We start from the raw sequence: 23,733 nt of genomic DNA, 5'->3' as shown, positions 1-23,733 counted from the left end.
ACGGAATCCCGAATGTCCATGAAGCAGGTGATTGAATCGATCGAACTGCTGTCGGCGGCCAACGTCGACGGCGAGCGTGTGGCCGCGCTGCTGCGCGCGCGCGGCGTGACCGACGTTACCGTGACACGGGTCGAGGAGAACGGCCTGTACACCGATTTCCTCGCGTGCACGCTGCCGGGTCTGGACCCCGACCTGCCCGCGCTGGGCGTGGTGGGCCGGCTGGGCGGCGTGGGTGCGCGCCCGGCCGTGACCGGACTCGTGTCGGATGCCGATGGCGCCATCGTGGCCGTGGCCTGCGCGCTGAAGCTGGCCGACATGGCGGCCGCCGGCGATGCCCTGCCCGGGCCGGTGCGCATCCATACGCATATCTGCCCGCACGCGGCCACGCGGCCGCACCAGCCGGTGCCGATGATGAAATCGCCATTCGCCATGCGCACAATGATGTCGCACGAGGTGCATCCGCAGATGGCGGCGATCCTGTCGGTCGACACCACGCGCGGCAACCGCTTCGTCAACCGCCGTGGCGTCGCGCTGACGCCTGTCGCGAAACAAGGCTGGCTGCTGCGGCTGCCCGAGCGAATGCTGGACCTGATGGGCTGGGTCAGCGGCGAACTGCCGCTGGTGCTGCCCCTGACTACGCAGGACATCACGCCATACGAGAACGGCCTGTGGCACGTCAATTCCATCATGCAGCCGGCCATTGTCACCACGGCACCGGTGGTCGGCGTGGCCCTGACGGCGCAGACCACCGTGCCGGGCTGCGCCACCGGCGTGACCAATGCGTTCGACATCGACGTTGCCACGCGCTTTTGCATCGAAGTGGCCAAGCAGTTCGGCGCCGGACAATGCGCCTTCTTCGATGCCGCCGAGTGGGCCGAACTGCAGCGGCGCTATGGCTCGCTGGCCCATCTGCAGACCGTGGGGAACGCATCATGAACCGCCCGGCCGCCAAACTGCCGCGCGTGGCGTTCGTCACCATCGGCCAGTCGCCACGTAGCGACATTGCCCCCCAAATGGTGGCCGATCTTTGCCTGCCGGCCACGGTCGAACAATTCGGCATTCTGGATGGTCTGGACGACGCGCAGATCGCCGCACTCGCGCCGAAAGCCGGCGAATACCGCTTTGCCAGCCGCATGCGCGACGGCAGTCAGGTCGTGCTGGGCAAGCCGGCGGCCGAAGCATCGCTGGCACGATTGATGACATTGCTGGACGAAGCGGGCTTCGACGCGCTGGTGCCGCTGTGCACCGGCACTGCGCTGGCCGCCCTGCGCACGCTGGTAATCGAGCCGCAGCAGGTAGTCGATCACCTCACGGTTGCACTGGCGCAGGGATGCAGACGGCTTGGCATCGTGCTGCCGCTGGCCGCGCAGCTGGACGACTTCCACCTGATCCGGCCCGTGGCTTGCGAACTGCGGGTCACGCATGCGTCCCCCTATACCGATAGCGCCAGCGGCCGCTTCAAACAGGCCGGCCAGACGCTGCGTGGCTGCGACCTCATCGTGATGCATTGCATGGGCTATACCGAAGCCATGCGTGCCGAGGTCGCGCTGCACGCAGGTGCCCCGGTGCTGCTGTCAAACCGCATGGTTGCGCGCGTGCTGGGCGATGTGCTGGCCGGTACCGCCTGACAGCCAGGCAACGGTTCGAAAACGGGCATGGGCAAGCCCGCTGACAGATTGCCCGAGACAAGCTGGAGTGGATGTGACGATGAAAAGCGTGGCGAAGTGGATGAGGCCGCTGGTATGCGGCATGCTGGTCGTGGGCATGGGCACTGCCGTCATGCCCTCGGCGAAGGCCGAAGACTGGAAGCCGGCCAAGCCGGTACGGCTGCTGGTGGGATTCGCGCCCGGAGGCTCTGCCGACCTGCTGGCGCGCCTGATGCAAGGGCCGCTGTCGGAAAGCCTTGGCGTGCCTGTCGTGGTAGAGAACGTGCCAGGTGCCGGCGGCAATATTGCCGCCGACAAACTGGCCAAGGCGCCTGCCGATGGCTACACCATAGGCATGGGCGCCGCCGGCGCGATGGCCGTGACGCATCTGCTCAACCCGAAGGGCACGCCATACAAGGCCGATGACTTTGCGCCCATCACCATGCTGGCAACGCAGCCCAACGTCGTGATCATCAGTCCATCACTGCCGGTCAGGAACGTGGGGGACTTCACCGCCTATGTCAAACGGACGCCGCAGGCTACCTATGGCACCGCGGGCGTCGGCACGTCGAACCACCTGATTGCGCAGACGATGCTGCATCGGCTTGGCATCGACATGGTCCACGCGCCGTACAAGGGTGCAACGCCGGTGATCACCGACCTGATGGGCGGTCATATTGCCATGACGGTCGACAACATCACCACGGCGGCAACGCTGGCCAAGTCCGGCAAGGTCAAGGCGCTGGCGGTGACCAGCAGCAAGCGCTCGCCCCTGTTGCCGGACGTGCCGACGCTTGCCGAGAGCGGTCTCAAGGACTTCAACATGCCGACCTGGCAAGGCATCTTCGGCCCGAAGGACCTGCCCAAGCCGATCGTGGCCCGCTACAACCAGGCTCTGGTGAAGGCGCTCGCCAATTCTGAAGTCAGGAAAAAGATGGCGGAGTTCGGCTCGGAGCCTGTCGGCGATTCACCGGAGCATTTCTCCAGCTTCCTCGTGCAGGACCGCAAGATGTGGGCCGACGTCATCAAGTCGGCCAGGATCACGCTGGAATGAGGTTGCGGTAAGGCATTAAGCACCATAAGGCGCTCGGAGTGGCTCGGAGTCGCTCAGAGGCGCACCAGCCGCTCCGGCCGCAACGCGCCTTCGCGCATGCGCGCCACGCCCAGCAGGCGCGCCGGCTCGCCGCCATAGACGCGGGCCAGCGTGCCGTCCTGCGGCACACTGCCAGCCGGCAGGTCCCGCTGCGCGATGCGCTGGCCTTGCAGAAAGCGTGAGGTCGCGCCGGCATCCAGCGTGAGAGGCGGGCAACGTTGCAGCAAGGCATCGACGGGCGCGAGCATGGCCGGACGCGCCTCGTCCGGCTGGGCATCGATCTGCTCCAGCGTCACGGCCCCTTCCAGCGTCAGGTCGCCGACGGCGATGCGGCGCAGCCCGGTAAGGTGCGCGCCGCAACCCAGCGCCTCGCCGATATCCTCGGCGAGCGTGCGGATATACGTGCCCTTGCTGCATTTCACGCGCATCGTAAAGACCGGCGCTTGCGGCAACGCGCAGTCGAGCAGGTCGATCGCATGAATCGTGATGCGCCTGGCCGGGCGCTCCACGGTCTGTCCGGCGCGCGCGTATTCGTACAGCGGACGGCCGTCCTTCTTCAGCGCCGAATGCATCGGGGGAATCTGCTCGATCTCGCCCATGAAGCGCGCAATCGCCGCATCGAGCGCAGCGCGATCGCAAGTGACCGGACGCTCCGCCAGCACCTCGCCTTCGGCGTCGCCCGTCGTCGTCTTCTGCCCAAGCCGCACGATCGCCTCGTAGGTCTTGTCGGCCTCGAGCAGGTCCTGCGAAAACTTGGTCGCCTCGCCGAAGCAAAGCGGAAGCAGGCCGGTGGCGAGCGGGTCGAGCGTTCCGGTGTGGCCAGCCTTGAGCGCGCGCAGTAGCCGCTTGGCGCGCACCAGCGCATCGTTTGAGGACAACCCGAGCGGCTTGTCGAGCAGCAGCACACCATGCACCTCGCGGCGCGGCGGCCGGGGTGGACGGTTATTGGCGGAATCGGTCATGGGAACAATGCGGAGGCGGCGGGCGTGTTGCCCGCGCCGGGACTGTGCATTCCGGCGCGGCCGGAATCGGATCAGTCGTCGTTGGAACGCGTGGCGTTCGCTTCGTTGATCAGCTTGGACATCTCGATCGCGTGTTCGACCGATGTGTCGTGGAAGAACCGCAGCGTCGGCACGGTATGGATATGCAGGCGCTTGTACAACAACGAGTGCAGGTAACCTGCTTTCTCGTTCAGGATCGCTGCCGCTTCCACGGCATCGGCGCCAAGCACCGTGAAGTAAACCTTGGCGTGCGCATAGTCCGGCGTGAGCGTGACGGACTGCAGCGTGATCAGTCCGAGGCGCGGATCGCGCAGCTCGCGCTGGATCATCTCGGCCAGGTCCTTCTGGATCTGGTCGGAGATACGCAGGTTACGGGAGGAAATACTGCCTTTCTTGGCCATTCAATACCATCTTGTCGAGACGACAACGGCGGGCCGAAGCCCGCCGTTGTTGCGCCGCCTTACAGCGTGCGCGCCACCTCGGTGATTTCGTACACTTCGAGCTGGTCGCCTTCTTGAACATCGTTGAAGTTCTTGATCGACAGACCGCACTCGAAGCCTTGCTTGACTTCCTTGACGTCGTCCTTGAAACGCTTGAGCGAGTCGAGTTCGCCGGTGTGGATGACCACGTTGTTGCGCAGCACGCGCACCAGCGAGGTCCGCTTGACCAGACCGTCGGTGACCATACAGCCGGCCACCGCGCCAATCTTCGGCACGCGGAACACCTGGCGCACCTCGACCTGGCCGATATTGGTCTCGCGCTTCTCCGGCGCCAGCATGCCCGACATCGCCGCCTTGATCTCGTCTACCGCATCGTAAATGATGTTGTAGTAACGGATGTCGATGCCATGGTTCTCGGCCAGCTTGCGCGCACCAGCGTCGGCACGCACGTTGAAGCCGATGATGACAGCCTTCGAAGCGGTCGCCAGGTTGACGTCCGATTCGGTGATGCCACCCACCGCGGCGTGAACCATCTGCACGCGCACTTCGGCGGTCGACAGCTTGAGCAGCGACTGCACCAGCGCTTCCTGCGAACCCTGCACGTCTGCCTTCACGATCAGCGGCAGCGTCTGGACGTCGCCTTCGCTCATCTGCTCCAGCATCGTTTCCAGCTTCGCAGCCTGCTGTCGGGCCAGCTTCACATCGCGGAACTTGCCCTGGCGGAACAGCGCGATTTCGCGCGCCTTGCGCTCGTCCGGCAGCACCAGCACCTCTTCACCGGCAGCCGGCACTTCCGACAGACCCTGGATTTCCACCGGGATCGACGGGCCAGCTTCCTTGGTCGGCTTGCCGTTTTCGTCCAGCATGGCGCGCACGCGGCCATAGGCGCTGCCAGCCAGCACCACATCGCCACGCTTGAGCGTGCCGCTGCTGACCAGGATCGTCGCGATCGGGCCCTTGCCCTTGTCGAGCTGGGCTTCCACCACCAGACCCTTGGCCGGCGCGTCGACCGGTGCCTTCAGCTCCAGGACTTCGGCCTGCAGCGACACCTGCTCCAGCAGGTCTTCGATGCCAGCACCGGTCTTGGCCGACACCGGCACGAACGGCGAATCACCACCGTACTCTTCCGGCAACACCTGCTCGGCCACCAGTTCCTGCTTGACGCGGTCCGGGTTGGCATCCGGCTTGTCCATCTTGTTGATCGCCACGACGATCGGCACCCCGGCAGCCTTGGCATGCGCAATGGCTTCCTTGGTCTGCGGCATCACGCCGTCGTCGGCCGCGACCACCAGGATCACGATGTCGGTGGCCTTGGCACCGCGGGCACGCATGGCCGTGAAGGCCTCGTGACCCGGGGTGTCCAGGAACGTAATCACGCCGCGGTCGGTTTCCACATGGTAGGCACCGATGTGCTGCGTAATCCCGCCAGCTTCGCCCGCTGCAACCTTGGTGCGGCGGATGTAGTCCAGCAGCGAGGTCTTGCCGTGGTCGACGTGACCCATGACGGTCACCACCGGCGGACGCGGCAGTTGCTCGGCATCCGTGTGCTCTTCGCCGTCGACCACCAGCAGCGCTTCCGGATCATCCAGCTTGGCGGCGAACGCCTTGTGGCCCATTTCTTCCACCACGATCATGGCGGTTTCCTGGTCCAGCACCTGGTTGATCGTCACCATCTGGCCGAGCTTCATCATTTGCTTGATGACCTCGGATGCCTTCACGGCCATCTTGTGGGCAAGATCCGCCACCGAGACGGTTTCCGGCACGTGCACTTCGCGCACCACGGGCTCGGTCGGCGCCTGGAAATTGCTGCGGCCGTCGTCGTCACGCTGGTGACGACCACCGCGGCCACGCGGACCACCGCGCCAGCCGCCCACGCCACCCGACGAATCGCCGCGCGTCTTCAGGCCGCCCTTCTTGCCGCGCGAGGCGTCATCCTTCCACCCCGGGGCACCAGGCTTGCCGGCCTTCTTGTCGGCCGTCGTGCTGGGTGCGGCGGCGGTAGCCGGCTTCTTCTCGTCCTTCTTGGCCTCGGCCGTGGCGCCCGCGGGCTTGACCGGCTTGTGCAACGTGCCGGTCTGCTCGGCCTTCTTTTCCTCGGCCTTGCGCTCGGACGGTGCCTTGAGCACGCGTGCCGGCGCATTCAGCATCTGCTGAATGGCTCGGGCTTCGGCTTCGGCAGCCTCGCGGCGCTTGCGTGCGGCGTCCTGCTGCTCGACACGCGCCTTGTCGGCGGCAGCCTTCGCATCGTCGGCAGCCTTCTGCGCAACGGCGCGTTCGGCGGCAACGCGTGCCTGCTCGTCCTCGGCCTTCTTGCGCGAAGCTTCTTCGGCGGCCTCGTTCACGGCACGCGCGGCGGCAGCTTCCTCTTCGGCCTTCTTGGCGAGAAGAGCGTTCTGGCGCTGTTGTTCGGCTTCCAGGGCTTCCTGCTGCGCACGGCGCTCGGCTTCCTCGCGCTCGGCGGCCTCGCGGCGCGCCTTCGCTTCGGCTTCCTGGCGTGCCAGCAGTTCCGCCTGGTTGCGCTCCTCTTCCTCACGGCGCGCCTGGTCGGCGGCGTCGGCGTCCGCGTTATGCGGCTCCGTCTCGGCGTGATGGTCGGACGTCGCTTCGTCGCGCTTCATCAGCACGCGCTTCTTGCGCACCTCGACCTGAACGGTGCGCGTCTTGCCGGTGGAGTCGGCCTGACGGATTTCGGAAGTTTCACGCTTGGTCAGCGTGATCTTCTTGCGTGCGCTGTCATCGGCCTGGCCGTGCGAACGCTTCAGATAGTCCAGCAAGCTGGTCTTATCCGATTCCGTGACGATATCTTCTGGCGTTGCCTTGCCCACCCCAGCCGCCTGCAATTGTTCCAGCAGGGCAGCTGCGCTGCGACTCAGTTCTGCGGCCAGTTGGGCAACTGTTGTGCTTGCCATTCAAACCCTTTCAATGCTTGGTTTCTTCGTCGGGACAAATCGTATGTGGAAAGCGCGTCCGGAAATGTTGTTACATGCCCGGACGTGTCCCTCAGTTGAACCAATGTTCCCGTGCCTTCATGATCAGCGCCTTGGCTTCTTCCTCGCTGACGCCTGTCATCTCGACCAGTTCGTCGACGGCCAGTTCTGCCAGGTCGTCACGCGTATGGATATCGCCTTCGGCCAGTTTGCCGATCAGTTCCGGGTTGAGGCCGTCGAGCGAGCGCAAGTCTTGCGACACCTCTTCAACCTTTTCTTCCCGGGCCAGTTCCATCGTCAGGAGCGCATCACGTGCGCGGTTGCGCAGCTCGTTGACGGTGTCTTCATCAAACGCCTCGATTTCCATCATTTCACTGATGGGAACGTAGGCCACTTCTTCCAGCGTGGAGAATCCTTCGTCGATCAGGATATCGGCCACTTCTTCGTCGACGTCCAGCTTGGCCATGAACAACTTGCGCACGACATCGCTTTCCTCGGCCTGCTTCGCCGCCGACTCTTCCTGCGTCATGATGTTGATCTGCCAGCCGGTCAGTTCGGACGCAAGGCGCACGTTCTGCCCGCTGCGACCGATGGCCACGGCGAGGTTTTCCTCGTCGACGACCACATCCATGCTGTGCTTTTCCTCATCCACGACGATCGACTGCACTTGCGCCGGCGCCAGCGCGCCGATCACAAACTGCGCCGGATCTTCCGACCACAGCACGATGTCCACGGCTTCGCCGCCGATCTCGTTGCGAACGGCCGTCACGCGCGTACCACGCACACCCACGCAGGTACCGATCGGATCGATACGCTTGTCATGCGCCACCACGGCGATCTTGGCGCGCACGCCCGGGTCGCGGGCTGCCGCCTTGATCTCGAGCAGGCCCTCTTCCATCTCGGGCACTTCGTTCTCGAAGAGCTTGATCAGGAACTCGGGCGCGGTGCGCGACAGTTCGATCTGCGGGCCGCGGGCCGCGCGATCCACGTTCAGGATATACGCACGGACACGGTCGCCGGTGCGCAGATTTTCCTTCGGGATGATCTGGTCACGTGCCAGCAGCGCTTCCACGCGACCGGATTCGACGATCAGGCCCTTCTTGTCGGCGCGCTTGACCGTACCGGTCATGATCTTCTCGCCGCGATCAAGGTAGTCGTTCAGGATCTGCTCGCGCTCGGCGTCGCGGATGCGCTGCAGGATCACCTGCTTCGCGGCCTGGGCGCCGATGCGGCCGAATTCGACGGACTCGATTTGCTGCTCGACATAGTCGTTCAGCTCGATGCTCGGGTTGTCGTCGCGGGCCTCGAACAGCAGGATTTCCTTGTCCGGCTCTTGCAGGCCCTGATCGTCAGGGACGACAAGCCAACGGCGGAACGTCTCATGCTCGCCCGATTCGCGGTCGATCGCGACACGGATATCCACGTCTTCCTCGAAACGCTTCTTGGTCGCGGAGGCCAGTGCAGCCTCCAGCGCGCCAAATACCACATCCTTGTCGACGTTCTTTTCACGCGCAAGCGCATCGACGAGCAACAGAACTTCGCGGCTCATTGCTTGTTCCCTTTTCTTTGATTTCCTTTGAAGTCGATCACGGGCACCAGGCGCGCCTTATCGACATCAGATACCGTGAACTCCAGCAGCGCCGGACCGTCCTTGCCCTCGAACTCCAGGCCAACCTTCTCGGCGCCAGCCTCACCCGTCGGCTCGCGCAGAATGCCCGTGAAGTTCTTTTGCCCATTGACAGGCAGGCGTAGCGTCACGCGCGCTTCTGCCCCGGCGAAGCGGGCATAGTCGGCCAGTTTCTTCAGCGGCCGGTCCAACCCCGGCGAGGAGACTTCAAGCCGTTCGTAATCGACGTTCTCGACGGTCAACACGTGCGTCAACTGCCGGCTCACCTTCTCGCAATCCTCGATGACGATGCCGGTTTCAGGCTGATCGATATAGACACGCAACAGTCCGGCCGGAGCACGTTCGAGCTCAACCAGCTCGTATCCCATGCCGTTAAGGGTGGTTTCGATCAAATCTGCCAGATGCACTGTATTCCCAAGTAATGGCCATCAACTTCCAGGGCAGGCTGGCTTGCCTGCCCCGCCTGGGACGACATGGGCAAAGCCACCTGCCAGTCAGCCTCCGGCGCACATGCGTCAAACGGGCGAACCAAAAAAAAATGGGCACAATGCCCATCATTCGCCCATCCTCTAGGAGGATGACTTTTTGAATAGACTTTAATTATACGCAGATTATGTCCAAAAGGCAAAAGGGCATGTATCGGCGCCTGATCAAGCCCCGGCAGTGAATGGCCGCCGGGGCTGCCGCTTAGCGGTTACCGCCTCGATTACCGCCCCGGTTGCCGCCGCCAGCACCGCCAGCGCCACCGCCCTTGCTGCGACCCGAGCGATTACCACCGCCGCCCTTTGCAGCCTTCGGCATCACATTGCCGTTGACATCGCCGCCGCCGCGGCGCTGAGGCCGGCCCTGGCCACCGAGGCCTGCGCCACCCGCACCGCCGCGCCCGCCACCAGCGCGTCCGCCACCCTGTCCGCGCCCGCCACCCAGATTAGCGGCGTGCGACGTCAGCACGGTGGGACCATGGCTGATGTAGCCCATCGACGTCCGCATAGGATCGGGTTGGCCACGGCCCGCACCGCCCTTGTCGACCCGCGGCAGGCCGTCCATACCGGTATGCATGGGCATGCCTGCAATTGCCGCCTCGGTGCGCTGCTTGCGCCCACCGACCTTGGTCATGCCCTTGCCACCCTGCTGCTCACCCCTGCCCGGCACCTTCAGGCCGATGGCATCCATCATCGTCCTGACTTCCGTCGCCTCCAGCTCTTGCCAACGCCCGCGCTTCAGGCCGCGCGGAAGCAGGAACTGCCCGTAACGCGTGCGAATCAGGCGCGACACCGTCAGGCCCACCGCTTCAAACATGCGGCGCACCTCACGGTTACGCCCCTCGGTCAGCGCCACGTGGTACCACTGGTTCACGCCTTCGCCACCACCATCCGCAATGCGCAGGAAATTGGCCTCGCCGTCATCGAGTTTGATGCCATGGAGCAGGCGCTGGCGATCTGCTTCCGCCAGCTCACCCAGCGTACGCACTGCGTATTCGCGCTCCACGCCATAGCGGGGATGCATGAAGCGATTGGCAATGTCGCCCGAAGTCGTAAAGATCAGCAGGCCTTCGGTATTGAAATCCAGGCGGCCCACCGCGACCCACTTGCCGGTTTTCATGCGCGGCAGGCTGTCAAATACGGTCGGACGGCCCTCGGGATCCGACTGGCTCACGATCTCGCCGGCCGGCTTGTGGTAGAGCAGCACGCGCGGAGGCTTGGAAGAAATCTTGCGATGAATCAGCTTGCCGTTCACCCGGACCTGATCGGCCGGCAGGATCCGCTGGCCGATATGCGCGGGCAATCCGTTGACGGAAACGCGGCCCTGCAGGATCAGCTCTTCCATTTCGCGGCGCGAGCCCAGACCGCCTTCAGCCAGGACCTTGTGCAGCTTCGGCGCATCGTCGTCCGCGGACAGTTCGCGCACCGGCTTGGCCTTGGTGCGTGGGATGACGGTGTCTTCCTGGTCGTACTGATCCGAGATAACGAAGCGGAACAGGTCTTCGCTGCTCGCGCCGGCCTTCTCGGGACCGGCCGGCCCCTTCCGTTGCGACTGACCACCCTTGCGCGGGCCCTGCTGCCGACCCGCCGACTGGGCATCGCCTTCCGGCGTGGCCCTGGCAGTGCGCTGGCCCTGCGGCTTGCGCTTGCGGCCCGCCTGCTCGCCCTTGTCGCCGCGCTCCTGCCCGGCTTGACCGCCTTCCCGGGCCGGCGCATTTTCCGCCCTGATAGGCTTGCGCTTGCCGCGGCCACGCGGGGCCGCACGCCCGCCGGGTTCGCCGGCAGGCCTGCTCTCGCCAGCATCAGCCTGGGCGCCAGACTCGGCTCCTTCGGCGCGATTGCCTTCTCTATCCTGCCCGCCCTGCCGGCGCGAAGCCACCAGGTTGCGCAGGCCGCGTCTCAGCCCTTTCCGGCGCGGCGCCGTATCGGTGCCTGACCCGGATTCTGCTGCGCCGTCGGCAGCCGGTGTCCCGGCTGACCGGGTGTCTTGTTCAACGGAATCAGACAAAGTATTCACTATCGGATGTTGCATATTGTTCAGTTGGGCACGCGCTCATCATCGTGCTCGCTCGCGTGCGGCGGCGCAGTATCGTCGCCGGACGAATTGCCGCCGTCCTGGTTGCCCGGCGTGCCTTCGGCATGGAAGCCATTTGCCTCGGTCACAGCCGACGCGAGATCCGCCACGTGCATGGCGTCGGCGCTGGCCTGCTCGACGGCTCCGGCTTCGTTAGCTGGTTCGTCGCCAGCAGCCGGAGCTGCTCCGGCAGGCTTGGCGGCATCGGCCGACTCACCGGCCGGCGCAACCGTCTCCGGCTCAGGGAAGGCCTCTTCGTCGCCAGCCACCGGCAGCGCCGTTGCCATCTCTTCAAAATCGATCGCCTGCTGGTCCAGCAGCGCCGCCTGCGATTGCGCCTGGGCGTCTTCCAGCGGAGGCAACTCATCCAGCGTACGCAAGCCGAGATCGTCCAGGAATGCCTTGGTGGTCGCATAGAGCGCCGGTCGTCCTGGTACATCGCGGTGGCCGATGACCTCGATCCAGCCGCGGTCTTCCAGTTTCTTGACCACCTCGGTGCTGACCGTCACGCCACGGATTTCCTCGATGTCGCCACGCGTTACCGGCTGGCGATAAGCAATGATCGCCAACGTTTCCATGACGGCCCGGGAATACTTGGGGGGCTTCTCTGGATTGAGGCGATCGAGGTATTCCCGCATCTCAGGCCGGCTCTGGAAACGCCAGCCGCTGGCCAGTGCCACCAACTCGACCCCGCGCTGGCGCCAGTCCTGGCGCAACTCATCGAGCAGGACCCGAACAGTGTCCGCGCCGACATCGTCTGCAAACAGACGGCGCAGGTCGCTCACGCGCAAGGGCTCCTGCGCACAGATCAGCGCAGTCTCGAGGACGATCTTCGCCTCTTGGGTATTCATGTTGGGTGTGCAGCCTGTCTTTGCACCTGCTCAGGGACGAATCCGGAGCCCTGGACATTGTGGATTCAACGGTGCGATTGCCACCGCCATCTCATCGCGCAGCAAACCCGAAAGCGTTTCGCTTCGAGACCGTGCACCTTCTTTTGCTTCGATTTGCCGGGCGTGTTCCGGCAGGAGATTGCCCGGTCACCGGCAAGTACCAGTGCACGAACCTCTTGCACGCGCCCACATGGGCGGACATGGCTTCCGGCGAACGTCCGCCTGGGCCGCAAGAAAAACGAATATCGGGATCAGGGCCAGCAATGACCGCACCACGGTCGCAGAGCCAGCCGGACTTTTGAACAGATATTATGAACCGGATGGACTGCGGAAGGGTTCGGCGCCGAATTGTCGGCTCATTGCCCGAAACCCCGGACGCGCCCCTTTTTTGGAAGGGCTGCCAGGCGCTGCTCGGAAACACGCCGCGCGATACCGCAATGCAGGCGATTGTATGGCATTCCCGCATCCGCCTGCAACCACCGCGCACTCGCGCGCCTTCACGGTGGCTTCAAAACACCAGGCAGAAACCATGCTCGGCCAGCGAATGTGGCAATAACACCGCTCGACCGATTCCCAGGCCGCCGAAGACCATGACCGCCAATCCAGCCCCCGTCCTGACCCAACGGCGGCGCGCCCAAGCGCGCAGCAGCCCCGAAAAGCTGGATAGCGCCAGCAAATTCGGTAACGTGCCAAGCCCGAACGCGCCCATTACCAGTGCTCCCGAGGGAGCATTGCCGGCCAGTAACGCGAGAGCAAGCGCACCATAGACCATGCCACAGGGCACGAGCCCCCACGCCAAGCCCATGCCGTAGCGGCGCACCAGACCACCGCTTCGCGCCGCCGTCGCCGGAGTTTTGCGGCGAAGCCGGCCGAAGCTTCCGGCAACGGCGGTCCCCGCGCGCGCGCCGAAGCGTTCCAGCCACACGATGGAAAACGCTTCGCCGCGTATCAGGCGCCAGCCAGATACCAGCAGCATGGCGCTCCCGGCGCCGAATAGCCAGCGCTGAACGGGCAGGTAATCCTGGCGCCAGGCCGTCGCCCCCACCGCCCCAAGGATCGCACCGAGCAGCATGTAGGTGGAAATCCTGCCCACATGCATCACCAGCAACTCCAGGAGCCAGTCTTGGGGGCGCCGCACCAGGGCAATCGGCACGTCCGCGGCGCGCTGCTCGACTGCGAGGGCAACGCCACCGCACATGGCAGCGCAATGAAAGCCCCCCAGCAAGGCAAGCATGAAAACACTGAGAAGCACACCAAAAGTCAATTGCAACTCCCTACCGCATCACATCGCGCGTTAAAATGCATGCATTGCGCCCTCGCCGCTCATTCCTTGCAGGTTCCAATTGCTAACATCCATCCCCGTCACCGAGATGTCGCCCCGTTGCTCCACTTGCGGCATGGGGCAACTGTGCCTGCCGGTGGGCATGAGCCAGCAGGATCTGCAAAAGATGGATACCCTGGTGCAAGAGCGCGTCCGTGTCCACAAGGGCGAAACCCTGTACCGCATGGGCGATCCGCTGACTGCGGTTTATGCCATTCGCTTCGGCACCCTGAAGACGCATGTCACCACGGAAGACGGCCGCTCGCAAATCACCGGCTTCCATTTGCCTGGCGAAGTGGTCGGCCTCGACGGCCTGGGTGAAATGCAGCACGCCTCGGATGCCACCGCGCTTGAAGACACGGAAGTATGCGTCGTACGCATGGCCGATCTTCAGGCGCTGTCCATGGATCTGCCATCGCTGCAGCAGCAGTTCCTGCGACTGATGGGTAAGGAAATATCGCATGATCAGCTCATGCTCGTCACGCTGGGGTCCATGCGTGCCGAAGAGCGCCTTGCCGCGTTCCTGATCAACTTGTCAGAACGTCTGTCCGCACGCGGGTATTCGTCGACCGAGTTCGTCATGCGCATGAGCCGGGAAGAAATCGGCAGCTATCTCGGATTGAAGCTCGAAACGGTCAGCCGCCTGTTCTCGCGATTCGCCGAGGCCGGCCTGATCCAGATCCGTCAACGCCACGTCAAGCTCGTCGACATGGAAGGCATCAAGCAAGTCTACAGCCGCTCCTGTTGAGGCGGTCTGACCGCCTTGTCCGGCAAGGCGGTCCGCTTCAGCCCAATCACTCCAGTTCGTCCGTTTCGCTGAGCTTCGTCGGCATGGTGTAGAGCGTCAGTCCGCTGGACAATGCGCAGAATACCCAGGCCAGCAAGAACCCAATCGTATAGATGGCCTCTCGCGAGGCGTCGATCGGCTGGCCGAAGAAATTCAGATCTCCGGGATCCACCACAGAAAACACCGTTGCCGTGGCCACCCCGGCCATCAGGAACGCCGGCCACAGTACCCACATCAGCCAGCGCAGCCTCATGGCCGCCTCGCTTGCGGTGCCTTGGCACTGCCCGGGACCCCTTCCGCCTTCTCGACGACCAGGCCATGCCGGGACACGCCTTCGACCACCGGCCGGTCAGGATGGGTGGAAGCCAGCCAGATGGTTACGCCACAAGCCACTATGGCCAGCAACGGGCCGCTCATCAGCAGCCACGGCCACGGCTCCTTCCACCACGGATTACTTTCTTGCATCGTCTTGCCCCCCTTCGTCGGCGCCTCACCGAGGCGCTCGCGGTTGGACCGGCACAGCGCCAATGCGCTGCACCGCCCTTAGCATCACAAATTGCGCGGCACGATGAAACTGGTAGATTGCCTGATTTGCGCACTACCTTGCCCCGAACCTTCGCTTGTCACCGTCACGCTGATCTTGTGCGTACCCTGCGCGGCATCGTCGATCGGCACGCGAATCCGGATCGGCACCAGCTTGTTCGACGTCGGCGCCAGGGCCTTCGCGTCGGGATCGTACTCGACCGTCAGGTTCTTCAGATCGTCGCTTTCGGCGCGCACGCTGATGCGCATGGGGGCCTCGGTGGTGTTGATCAGCTGCAGTCGATAGACGTTCTCGATCCAGCGTCCATCCACCTCACGCCCCAACGCCCCGCGATCGCGGATGATGTCGACCTTCAACGGCGTGCGCAGCGCTAGTGACGCCACGAAACCAGCAACCATCACCAGCCAGATGACCGAGTAGATGATGGTCCGTGGCCGCACCAGCCGCTTGCGCGCCACCGCGGCTGACAGCGCCTTGCGCATCGCGTTCTCGGACGTGTACCGGATCAGCCCACGCCGGTAGTCCATCTTGTCCATGACCTGATTGCAGGCGTCGATGCAGGCGCCGCAACCAATGCACTCGTACTGCAGCCCGTCACGGATATCAATGCCTGTCGGACACACCTGCACGCAGATGCTGCAGTTAACGCAATCGCCAAGCCCGGCCTGATGATGATCCACTTTGCGCGACCGGCTCCCGCGCGGCTCGCCGCGCCCGACGTCGTAGGTGACCACGTAGGTGTCGCGGTCCACCATCACGCTCTGGAATCGCGCATACGGGCACATGTACTTGCACACCTGCTCGCGCATGAAGCCCGCATTGCCCCACGTCGCGAAGGCGTAAAAGAGCATCCAGAACGCCTGCCACGGCCCAAGCGAGAAGCTCAGGACCTGCCCGCCAAGCTCGCGTATCGGGGCGAAGTAACCAATGAACGTGAAGCCCGTCCACAGCGCGACCAGTATCCACAGCGAGTGCTTGGTCGCCTTCAGGCGAAATTTGCGCAAGCTCCAAGGATCGCCGTCCAGACGGATCCGCGCGAAGCGGTCACCTTCGACATGCCGTTCGATCCACATGAATATTTCGGTGTAGACCGTCTGTGGACACGCATAGCCACAGAAGAGCCGCCCCGCAATGGCCGTGAACAGGAACAGCGCCAGCGCGGAGATCACCAGCAAGACGGCAAGATAGATGACATCCTGCGGCCAAAGCACCAGTCCGAAGATATAGAACTTGCGGGCGCCAAGGTCGAACAGCACGGCCTGTCTGCCATTCCATTGCAGCCAGGGCGTGCCGTAGTAGATGAGCTGGGTCAGGAGTACCATCCAGACCCGCCAGTTGGAGAACGCGCCCGTCACCGAGCGCGGGTATATCTTGCGTCGAACCTCGTAGAGCGTTTCGTCGGAGGATTCGACAGGCGACGACGCCGGCCCTTGCGGGCCGGCCGTGCGGGCCAGAGGTTCTGTCCCGGGGGCGTTCATGCGCGCGCTCCTTCAGACGCCATGGCGCACCCCGTGCCTGAGTCGGTGATCATTGCCCTGAGCCTCCGGTATTGGAAAGGCCCCAGACGTAGGCCGTCAGCATGCGGATACGCTCCGGCGTCAGTATCTCTTCGTGCGCCGGCATGTGGTTGTTGTGGCCCTTCAGGATGGCCTCGACAATACTGCCCTCCGAACTGCCATACAGCCACACGTTATCGGACAGGTTCGGCGCGCCGAGCGCCTGATTGCCCTTGCCGGCCGCACCATGGCACGCCGCACAGGTGGACTTGAACGTGCTCTCGCCGCGCGATGCCCGGATCGGGTCGAACGACAGGCCCGACAGCGATCGCACATACTGCGCCACATCCGCTGCGAGCTTGCCGTCGATGGTCGAGGCAAACGGCGGCATCATGCCATTGCGGCCCTTCGTGATGGTCAGCTGGATCGTCTCGGGTTCACCGCCATAGAGCCAGTCGTGGTCCGTCAGGTTCGGAAAGCCGCGGTTGCCGCGTGCATCCGATCCATGGCATTGCGCGCAGTAGTTCAGGAACAGGCGCTGGCCGATCTCGCGGGCCTGCGGGTCTGCCGCCACCTGCTTGACGTCCATGTTCAGGTACTTGGCGTAGACATCGTGCTGCAGCTTTTCCTGTGCCTGCTGATGCGCGGCTAGTTCCACTTGCGTCGACGTCTTCAGCACGCCCGCATACGAGCCGAGTCCAGGATAGAGGACCAGGTAGACCAGGCCGAAGATGCAGGCCAGCAGGAACATCCACATCCACCAGCGTGGCAACGGGTTGTTCAGCTCGCGCAGATCGCCGTCCCAGACATGGCCGGTGTCATCACCGGCATTGGCAACCTTTGTGACCTTGCGTTGGGAAAAAAGCAGCCACACGCACCAGACGATGCCGACGAGCGCGATGGCAGCGATGTAGTAGCTCCAGAAATCGGAAAAGAAATCGCTCATGACTAGGTATTCCGGCTCGATGTTGTGTGGGTCTCGTCAGGCAGTGCGAACGGCAGCATGGCGGACTCCTGGTTAGCGGCTTGCCGGCCATTCGACCATGCCCACCAGCAAATTCCCAGGAATACGACCATCGACACGATCGTGGCAAAAGCAGTCAGCATCGCCATGACTTACTCCTTCACGGGCGCGGCTGCGGCCGCGTCCACGCGCACATTGCGACGGTTGGTGCCCAATCCTTGCAGGTAGGCGACCAGCGCATCCTCTTCGCTCTTGTCCTTGAGCTCTTCAGGCGCCTTGGCGATTTCCGCCTCGGTGTACGGCACGCCCAGTCGCACCAGTGCGCGCATGCGGGCCTGGATATCATCGGTCGGCAGTTGAGCCTTCTCGAGCCACGGATAGGATGGCATTACCGATTCCGGCACGACATCGCGCGGATTGCGCAGGTGAATGCGCTGCCAGTCATCGGAGTAGCGGCCACCGACGCGCGCCAAGTCGGGCCCGGTGCGCTTGGAGCCCCACAGGAACGGATGGTCGTAGACCGATTCACCCGCCGTCGAGAAATGGCCATAGCGCTCGGTCTCGGCCTGCAGCGTACGGACCTGCTGCGAATGGCAGCCGACACAGCCTTCGCGGATGTAGATATCACGGCCCATCAGCCGAAGCGGCGAATACGGCTTGATCCCGACATCGGGCTTGGTGGTGGAATGCTGGAAGAACAGCGGCACGATCTGCACCAGGCCGGCAATGCTGACCACCAGGATCGTGCAGATGATCAGCCAGCCGATGTTCTTCTCCAGCGTTTCGTGGGAAAAGAAGCTTTGTTTTTCGGACATCGTTTCTATCCTGATGGATCAATGGGCGGAGGCAGGAATGCTGGCCGGGATCGGCGCATCCACCGCACGCTTGCCGATGATGGTTTTCGCGACGTTATAGGCCATCAGCAGCATGCCGGACAGGAAGCAGATGCCGCCCAGCAGACGGATCAGGTAGAACGGGTACTTGGCCTTGACCGCTTCAACGAACGCGTAGGTCAGCGTGCCGTCGGGCTGCGTGGCGCGCCACATCAGACCTTCCATCACACCGGCGATCCACATCGAGGCGATATAGAGCACCACGCCGATGGTGGCGATCCAGAAGTGCCACTCGATCAGACGAACGCTGTACATCTGCTTCTCGCCGAACAGGCGAGGAATGAGGTAATAAAGCGAGCCGATGGAAATCATCGCCACCCAGCCCAGCGCGCCCGAGTGCACGTGGCCAATCGTCCAGTCCGTGTAGTGCGAAAGCGCGTTGACGGTCTTGATCGACATCATCGAGCCTTCGAACGTGGCCATGCCATAGAACGACAGCGCCACTACCAGGAACTTCAGGATCGGGTCGGTGCGCAGCTTGTGCCAGGCGCCCGACAGCGTCATGATGCCGTTGATCATGCCGCCCCAGGACGGAGCCAGCAGAATCAGCGAGAACACCATGCCCAGCGACTGTGCCCAGTCAGGCAGCGCGGTGTACTGCAGGTGGTGGGGGCCGGCCCACATGTACGTGAAGTTCAGCGCCCAGAAGTGGACGATCGACAGGCGATACGAATAGATTGGCCGTTCCGCCTGCTTCGGGATGAAGTAGTACATCATGCCCAGGAAGCTGGTGGTCAGGAAGAAGCCCACGGCGTTATGGCCGTACCACCACTGGATCATGGCGTCCTGCACGCCGGCATAGGCGGAATAGGACTTCCACATCGACACCGGCATTTCAATGTTGTTGACGATGTGCAGGATGGCGATGGTCAGGATGTACGCGCCGAAGAACCAATTGGCAACATAGATATGCCGGGTCTTGCGCTTGACGATGGTGCCGAAGAAGACCACGGCGTAAGCCACCCAGACGGCCGTGATCAGCAAGTCGATCGGCCATTCCAGTTCCGCGTATTCCTTCGAGCTGGTGATACCCAGCGGCAGCGTGATAGCCGCCGCGACGATCACCAGTTGCCAGCCCCAGAACGTAAAGGCAGCAAGCGGACCGCAGAACAGGCGCGCCTGGCAGGTACGCTGCACGACGTAGTACGACGTCGCAAACAGCGCGCTGCCGCCGAAAGCGAAGATCACCGCATTGGTATGCAGCGGTCTCAGTCGGCCGAACGACAGCCATGGCGTGTTGAAGTTGAGATCCGGCCAGATCAGCTGTGCTGCGAGCAGCACGCCGACGGCCATGCCGACGATCCCCCAGACTACCGTCATGACAGCGAACTGCCTTACGACGCCGTAATTGAAGGTGTCGACGCGTGAAGACGCGGCTGAGACATCCATTCAGACCCCCACATAAGAAAGATAAACCGATTGACGTTGTGACTTTATGGAACGAGCGCTCTTGCCGCGTTGATCTTTATCAAGTTGCACAGGGAGCCCATGAACCTATCTCCGCACTGCAAGTCGACGGCACCCGTTCACGGCTTGTCGTTGTCCAGCAAAATGGCCTCCCCGGGCCGGTCGAGATCGTCGTACTGGCCGGCATGCAGGGCCCACCAGAGCGCACCGGCGATGACAACGACAAGAACCAGGCTCATGGGCACCAGCAGGTACAGCGTTTCCATTCCTAGACTCCGTTTCTGCCCGCACGCAGCAGGCGCCAGGCGTTCGCCACCACGAGTAGCGAGGACACCGACATGCCGATGCCGGCCATCCATGCCGTGACAAAACCCGTCGCCGCCAGCGGGATGGCCACCAAGTTGTAGAAGAAGGCCCAGCCAAGGTTCTGCCGCACTACGCGACGCGTCTGCCGCGCCAGAGCGATCGCCCGAGCGATTTCCACGACGTTTCCGTGAGTCAGGACAGCGTCGGCCCCCGCCTGCGCAAGCGGGGCGCCACTGCCGATGGCAACGGATACCTGCGCCTGCGCCAGCACCGGCGCGTCATTGATGCCATCCCCGACGGCCAGCACCACGGCCCCTTCGCGCTGGAGCTGTGCGACATATTCACGCTTGCCTTCGGGGGATACGGCGCCGCGGGCTCGCTCCATGCCGAAGTGCAACGCCCACCACTGCACGGTCTCGATGCTGTCGCCGCTGACCAGGTGGCAACGCGCACCCTGTCGGCGCAGCGCTTCAAGAAGTTGCGGCGTCGATTCACGGGCCTGGTCGGACAGCTCGAATACAGCCAGCATGCCGTCTTCGGCGCCCAGCCAAACTTGCGTGGCGCCAGGAATCCGAGCGCGGTCCGCGTCCGGTACCGATGCCGTGGCGCATGACTTGGCGATTTCGGCGACAAAGGCGACGCGGCCGAGCCGGAATCGCTTGCCGTCAATGTCGGCCTGTACGCCCTGCCCCGGCACATTTAGCACGGCGGTGACTGACGGGCTGCCTCCGCCGATATCCGCCTTCCCGGCCGCGCCGACCAGCGCCCTGCCGATCGGATGCTCGCTACCCGCTTCCAGCGCCGCCGCCAGTGCAAGGCATTGGGCGGCTGGCATGGCGCCGAGCGTCTCCTGTCCAGTCAGGACAAAACAGCCTTCAGTCAGTGTGCCGGTCTTGTCCAGCACGACGTCTGTCACGCGCGCCAGCGTCTCCAATGCATGCGAACGCGTCAACAGCAAGCCGCGCCGCGACAGCGCCGCGCCTGCGGCGGCCAGCGCCGCCGGGGTCGCAAGGGAAAGCGCACACGGGCAGCTGACAACAAGCACTGCAACCGTGACCAGCAAGGCACGGGAAGGATCGATCCAGAGTGCCCACACCGTCCCGGTCAACGCCGCCAGCGCCAGCAGCGTGGCCACGAACCATCCGGCAACTCGGTCGGCAAGCGCCGACAACCGCGGCTTTTCCGCCAGTGCACGGTCCAGCACGGCGACGATTTCAGCCAGGCGCGTGCCCGCGCCAACGCGGTCCACGGCGATCTCAAGCGGGCTGGCGGTGTTGTAGCAGCCGGCCAGCGCCGCACCGCCCACGCTGCGGTGTACCGGGCGGCTTTCACCGGTCAGCATCGATTCGTCAAGTTCACTGGCGCCTGCGACGATGGTGCCGTCCGCCGGGATAATTTCGCCGGCCCTGACACGAATACGGTCGCCCTGCCGCAGGCGCGCCACCGGTACGCGCTCCCCGACCAGATCGCCCGCGCCAAGCCGTTCACAGGTAGCCGGCAATTGCCGCGCCAGCATCTCCGCACCGCTGCGCGAAGCCTGCCGCACACGCAGTTCGAGATAGCGGGCAGCCAGCAGGAAGGCCACGAACATCGTCACCGAATCGAAGTAGACCTCCCCGACTCCGCGGACCGTCGCTACCGTGCTGGCGACAAACCCTGCCGCAACGCCAAGCGCTACCGGCACATCCATGCCCATGTGCCAATGGCGCAGGCTGCGCCAGGCACCGGAAAAAATCGGCGAAGCGGAATAGAAAACAACCGGCAGCGTGAGGGCCAGGCTGGCCCAGCGCATCAACTGCAGCTGGCCGGGATCGATGGTGGCCTCGTGGGTGTAGATGGGCCACGCGTACATCATCACCTGCATCATGCCGAGCATGGCCACGGCCATGCGCATCAGCAGGCTGCGTCGGGCACGGCGGTCGGCCTGGTCGCTGCGGGAGACTTCAAACGGCCACGCAACGTAACCAATATCGGCCAGCGCGGCGAGCAGGCCGGAAACTGTCTGGTCGGCCTCGCGCCAGCGCACCACCACGCGGCGCGTCGCTACATTGGCGATCGTGGATTCCACGCCCGGCAGGCGCCCCAGGTGCTGCTCGATCAGCCACGCACACGCCGCGCAGCGGATGTTCTCGGGCGCCAGCGTGATCTCGGCGCGACCGCCGTCAAGGGGACGGACGAACTGGCTGCGCAATTCAGGGGTATCGTAGGCCGTCCATACCGGCTCAGATTCCCGCCTTGCGGCGTCATCGATTGGCCTGGCAAAACGCGCCTCGTCACCGTAGAGGTGTGCAAAGCCTGCCGAGTGCAACGTGCGTGCCAGAGTCTGGCAACCGCCGCAACAAAAGACGCGTCGTTGGCCGTCCAGCTCCTCGGACAATTCCCGGCCACCGGGCACGGTCTGGCCACAATGGAAGCATGCCGGCTGGGCGGCATGCTGCGCCGTCACGGGCGCGGAGCGACCGGCAGGAACTGGCGGGAAAGTGGACGCCGGGGCGTCGGCAAGGAGACTGGCGTTGGGGGCGGACATGGAGATCTTTTTTTACCCGTTGGAGGGTATATGCCGATCTCCAAATCGGCCTTGATATAGGTCAATAGCGGCCGGCCTTGTTTCCCAAAGCCGGAACGCAGCGCTCAGGTAAGCGAGGTGTCTGCGGTCCTGCGCTCGGCTTCCAGGTACTCCCGGGACTGCATCTCGATGATGCGCGACACCGTGCGATGGAATTCATTCGCCATCTGGCCCTCGACGTAGAGTTCATCCGCCGGAACTTCGGCCGACATCAGGAGCTTGACCTTGTGGTCGTAGAACACATCGATCAGCCATGTGAAGCGGCGAGCTTCCGATGACATCCTCGGCGTCATGCGCGGAACATCGGACAAAATGACCGTATGGAACTGCGAGGCCAGTTCCAGGTAGTCATTCTGCGAGCGCGGGCCGCCGCACAGCGTGGCAAAGTCGAACCAGACCACGCCATTGGCCTTGCGCAGGGCGCGCAATTCGCGGTGCTCGATATGCAGGAGCGGGGACTCGTCGGCCACGCCGGCGATGGCGGTAAAGGCATCGCGGAGTGCCGAGTTGGCCTTGGCATCGAGCGGCGTGTGATACGCCTCCACTTGTTCCAGCGCGCGCTTGCGATAGTCGATCCCCGCATCGACATTGAGCACGTCCAGCTTCTGCTGGAGCAATGCGATGGCGGGCAGCACACGGTCACGGTGCAACCCGTCCGGGTAAAGCAGGTCGGGCCGGTAGTTGGAAGTCATGACAAACTGCACGCCGTTCTCGAACAACTGTTGCAGCAACCGGTGCAGCATCATGGCATCGGCGACGTCATTGACGTGGAATTCATCGAAGCAGATCAGGCGGTAGCGCCGGGCAATCCGCTTGGCCAGTTCGTCCAGTGGATCGGGACGTCCGCGCAGTTCTTCCAGCTGCCGATGCACTTCGCGCATGAACTCGTGGAAGTGAAGGCGTGTCTTCCGCACTACCGGCACGCACGTATAGAAGCTGTCCATCAGGAAGGACTTCCCGCGCCCCACCCCGCCCCACATGTACACGCCCTTGGGCACTTCCGGGTGCACCAGCAGCTTGCGGATGGCATTGCTGCGACGGCTCTTGTAGGCCACCCACTCGTCGTAGCATTGCTGCAGGCGAGCCACGGCGCGCAGTTGCGCTTCGTCGGAATGGTAGCCGCGCTCCTTCAGTTCCTTCTCGTAGTACTCGCTGACGTTCATGCTGGCTGTTTCGTTCTGGACTGCGCGCGGAAAGTGCGGCCGCACCTTCCCCGGCCATGCGCGGAGTCGTTTCGAGCGGGCTGGGTTTGCAAGTGAAACCGGCGCG

The 23,733-nt window shown here is 63.9% G+C and carries 22 protein-coding genes; 4 read left to right on the top strand and 18 right to left on the bottom strand.

The window, feature by feature from the left end; translation table 11 throughout:
- Positions 1 to 12: 12 nt before the first annotated feature.
- The 3 genes from AC3FKH_RS20340 to AC3FKH_RS20330 all read left to right on the top strand — a co-directional run bounded on the left by AC3FKH_RS20340 (position 13) and on the right by AC3FKH_RS20330 (position 2,700).
- Positions 13 to 936, top strand: a complete 924-nt coding sequence (locus tag AC3FKH_RS20340) for a DUF1177 domain-containing protein (protein WP_488677603.1) — start codon at positions 13 to 15, stop codon at positions 934 to 936.
- Positions 933 to 1,628 (top strand): AroM family protein, encoded by a 696-nt coding sequence (locus tag AC3FKH_RS20335; RefSeq protein ID WP_488677602.1) that lies wholly within the window; start codon positions 933 to 935, stop codon positions 1,626 to 1,628. The genes AC3FKH_RS20340 and AC3FKH_RS20335 overlap by 4 nt, the downstream gene beginning before the upstream one ends.
- Positions 1,629 to 1,707: 79 nt before the next feature.
- The gene (locus AC3FKH_RS20330; RefSeq protein ID WP_488677738.1) at positions 1,708 to 2,700 is read left to right on the top strand and encodes a Bug family tripartite tricarboxylate transporter substrate binding protein; all 993 of its coding nucleotides are present in this window, start codon (positions 1,708 to 1,710) and stop codon (positions 2,698 to 2,700) included.
- Positions 2,701 to 2,753: 53 nt separating this feature from the next.
- On the opposite strand, the gene truB is transcribed toward AC3FKH_RS20330, so the two are convergent.
- From truB to AC3FKH_RS20290, 8 genes are all read right to left on the bottom strand, one after another.
- Positions 2,754 to 3,701 (bottom strand): tRNA pseudouridine(55) synthase TruB, encoded by a 948-nt coding sequence (gene truB, locus AC3FKH_RS20325; protein ID WP_488677600.1) that lies wholly within the window; start codon positions 3,699 to 3,701, stop codon positions 2,754 to 2,756.
- Between the two features lie 71 nt (positions 3,702 to 3,772).
- On the bottom strand, positions 3,773 to 4,141 hold the full coding sequence (gene rbfA, locus AC3FKH_RS20320; protein ID WP_488677599.1) for a 30S ribosome-binding factor RbfA: 369 nt from the start codon (positions 4,139 to 4,141) through the stop codon (positions 3,773 to 3,775).
- Between the two features lie 59 nt (positions 4,142 to 4,200).
- A complete protein-coding gene (gene infB, locus AC3FKH_RS20315) occupies positions 4,201 to 7,089 on the bottom strand; it encodes a translation initiation factor IF-2 (RefSeq protein ID WP_488677598.1) in 2,889 nt (962 codons plus the stop codon).
- Between the two features lie 91 nt (positions 7,090 to 7,180).
- Positions 7,181 to 8,656, bottom strand: a complete 1,476-nt coding sequence (gene nusA, locus AC3FKH_RS20310; protein ID WP_483708402.1) for a transcription termination factor NusA — start codon at positions 8,654 to 8,656, stop codon at positions 7,181 to 7,183.
- A complete protein-coding gene (rimP, locus tag AC3FKH_RS20305) occupies positions 8,653 to 9,141 on the bottom strand; it encodes a ribosome maturation factor RimP (protein WP_488677597.1) in 489 nt (162 codons plus the stop codon). Before rimP ends, nusA begins: the two co-directional genes overlap by 4 nt.
- A 280-nt stretch (positions 9,142 to 9,421) precedes the next feature.
- On the bottom strand, positions 9,422 to 11,248 hold the full coding sequence (rluB, locus tag AC3FKH_RS20300; RefSeq protein WP_488677596.1) for a 23S rRNA pseudouridine(2605) synthase RluB: 1,827 nt from the start codon (positions 11,246 to 11,248) through the stop codon (positions 9,422 to 9,424).
- A 5-nt stretch (positions 11,249 to 11,253) separates the two neighbouring features.
- Positions 11,254 to 12,141: an SMC-Scp complex subunit ScpB gene (gene scpB, locus AC3FKH_RS20295; RefSeq protein WP_488677595.1), complete on the bottom strand. Its 888-nt coding sequence runs from the start codon at positions 12,139 to 12,141 to the stop codon at positions 11,254 to 11,256.
- Between the two features lie 547 nt (positions 12,142 to 12,688).
- A complete protein-coding gene (locus tag AC3FKH_RS20290; RefSeq protein WP_488677737.1) occupies positions 12,689 to 13,444 on the bottom strand; it encodes a sulfite exporter TauE/SafE family protein in 756 nt (251 codons plus the stop codon).
- A gap of 79 nt (positions 13,445 to 13,523) precedes the next feature.
- On the opposite strand from AC3FKH_RS20290, the gene fnr reads away from it, so the two are divergent.
- Complete coding sequence (gene fnr / locus AC3FKH_RS20285; protein WP_483729689.1) at positions 13,524 to 14,249, top strand: fumarate/nitrate reduction transcriptional regulator Fnr; 726 nt, start codon at positions 13,524 to 13,526, stop codon at positions 14,247 to 14,249.
- 46 nt (positions 14,250 to 14,295) lie between these two features.
- Here the strand turns inward: fnr and AC3FKH_RS20280 are convergent, their stop codons facing one another.
- The 10 genes from AC3FKH_RS20280 to zapE form a co-directional block, all read right to left on the bottom strand.
- Positions 14,296 to 14,541, bottom strand: a complete 246-nt coding sequence (locus AC3FKH_RS20280; RefSeq protein WP_488677594.1) for a hypothetical protein — start codon at positions 14,539 to 14,541, stop codon at positions 14,296 to 14,298.
- Entirely contained in the window at positions 14,538 to 14,753 is a 216-nt protein-coding gene (locus AC3FKH_RS20275; protein WP_483708410.1) for a FixH family protein, read from the bottom strand. Before AC3FKH_RS20275 ends, AC3FKH_RS20280 begins: the two co-directional genes overlap by 4 nt.
- 84 nt (positions 14,754 to 14,837) lie before the next feature.
- On the bottom strand, positions 14,838 to 16,310 hold the full coding sequence (gene ccoG, locus AC3FKH_RS20270) for a cytochrome c oxidase accessory protein CcoG (RefSeq protein WP_488677593.1): 1,473 nt from the start codon (positions 16,308 to 16,310) through the stop codon (positions 14,838 to 14,840).
- A 49-nt stretch (positions 16,311 to 16,359) separates the two neighbouring features.
- Entirely contained in the window at positions 16,360 to 17,274 is a 915-nt protein-coding gene (gene ccoP, locus AC3FKH_RS20265; protein WP_488677592.1) for a cytochrome-c oxidase, cbb3-type subunit III, read from the bottom strand.
- A gap of 2 nt (positions 17,275 to 17,276) precedes the next feature.
- The gene (locus AC3FKH_RS20260; protein ID WP_483708413.1) at positions 17,277 to 17,441 is read right to left on the bottom strand and encodes a cbb3-type cytochrome oxidase subunit 3; all 165 of its coding nucleotides are present in this window, start codon (positions 17,439 to 17,441) and stop codon (positions 17,277 to 17,279) included.
- Between the two features lie 3 nt (positions 17,442 to 17,444).
- Positions 17,445 to 18,107: a cytochrome-c oxidase, cbb3-type subunit II gene (gene ccoO, locus AC3FKH_RS20255; protein WP_488677591.1), complete on the bottom strand. Its 663-nt coding sequence runs from the start codon at positions 18,105 to 18,107 to the stop codon at positions 17,445 to 17,447.
- Positions 18,108 to 18,125: 18 nt separating this feature from the next.
- Entirely contained in the window at positions 18,126 to 19,574 is a 1,449-nt protein-coding gene (ccoN, locus tag AC3FKH_RS20250; RefSeq protein ID WP_483708416.1) for a cytochrome-c oxidase, cbb3-type subunit I, read from the bottom strand.
- Positions 19,575 to 19,711: 137 nt separating this feature from the next.
- A complete protein-coding gene (gene ccoS, locus AC3FKH_RS20245; protein ID WP_011298204.1) occupies positions 19,712 to 19,858 on the bottom strand; it encodes a cbb3-type cytochrome oxidase assembly protein CcoS in 147 nt (48 codons plus the stop codon).
- A 2-nt stretch (positions 19,859 to 19,860) separates the two neighbouring features.
- A complete protein-coding gene (locus AC3FKH_RS20240) occupies positions 19,861 to 22,425 on the bottom strand; it encodes a heavy metal translocating P-type ATPase (RefSeq protein ID WP_488677589.1) in 2,565 nt (854 codons plus the stop codon).
- A 104-nt stretch (positions 22,426 to 22,529) separates the two neighbouring features.
- Complete coding sequence (gene zapE, locus AC3FKH_RS20235; RefSeq protein ID WP_488677588.1) at positions 22,530 to 23,627, bottom strand: cell division protein ZapE; 1,098 nt, start codon at positions 23,625 to 23,627, stop codon at positions 22,530 to 22,532.
- Between the last annotated feature and the right edge of the window lie 106 nt (positions 23,628 to 23,733).

The organism is Cupriavidus sp. 21MJTG02-4, from assembly GCF_057798975.1.
The sequence above is the reverse complement of the archived record's forward strand: the minus strand, read 5'-3'. Positions and strand labels throughout refer to the sequence as shown.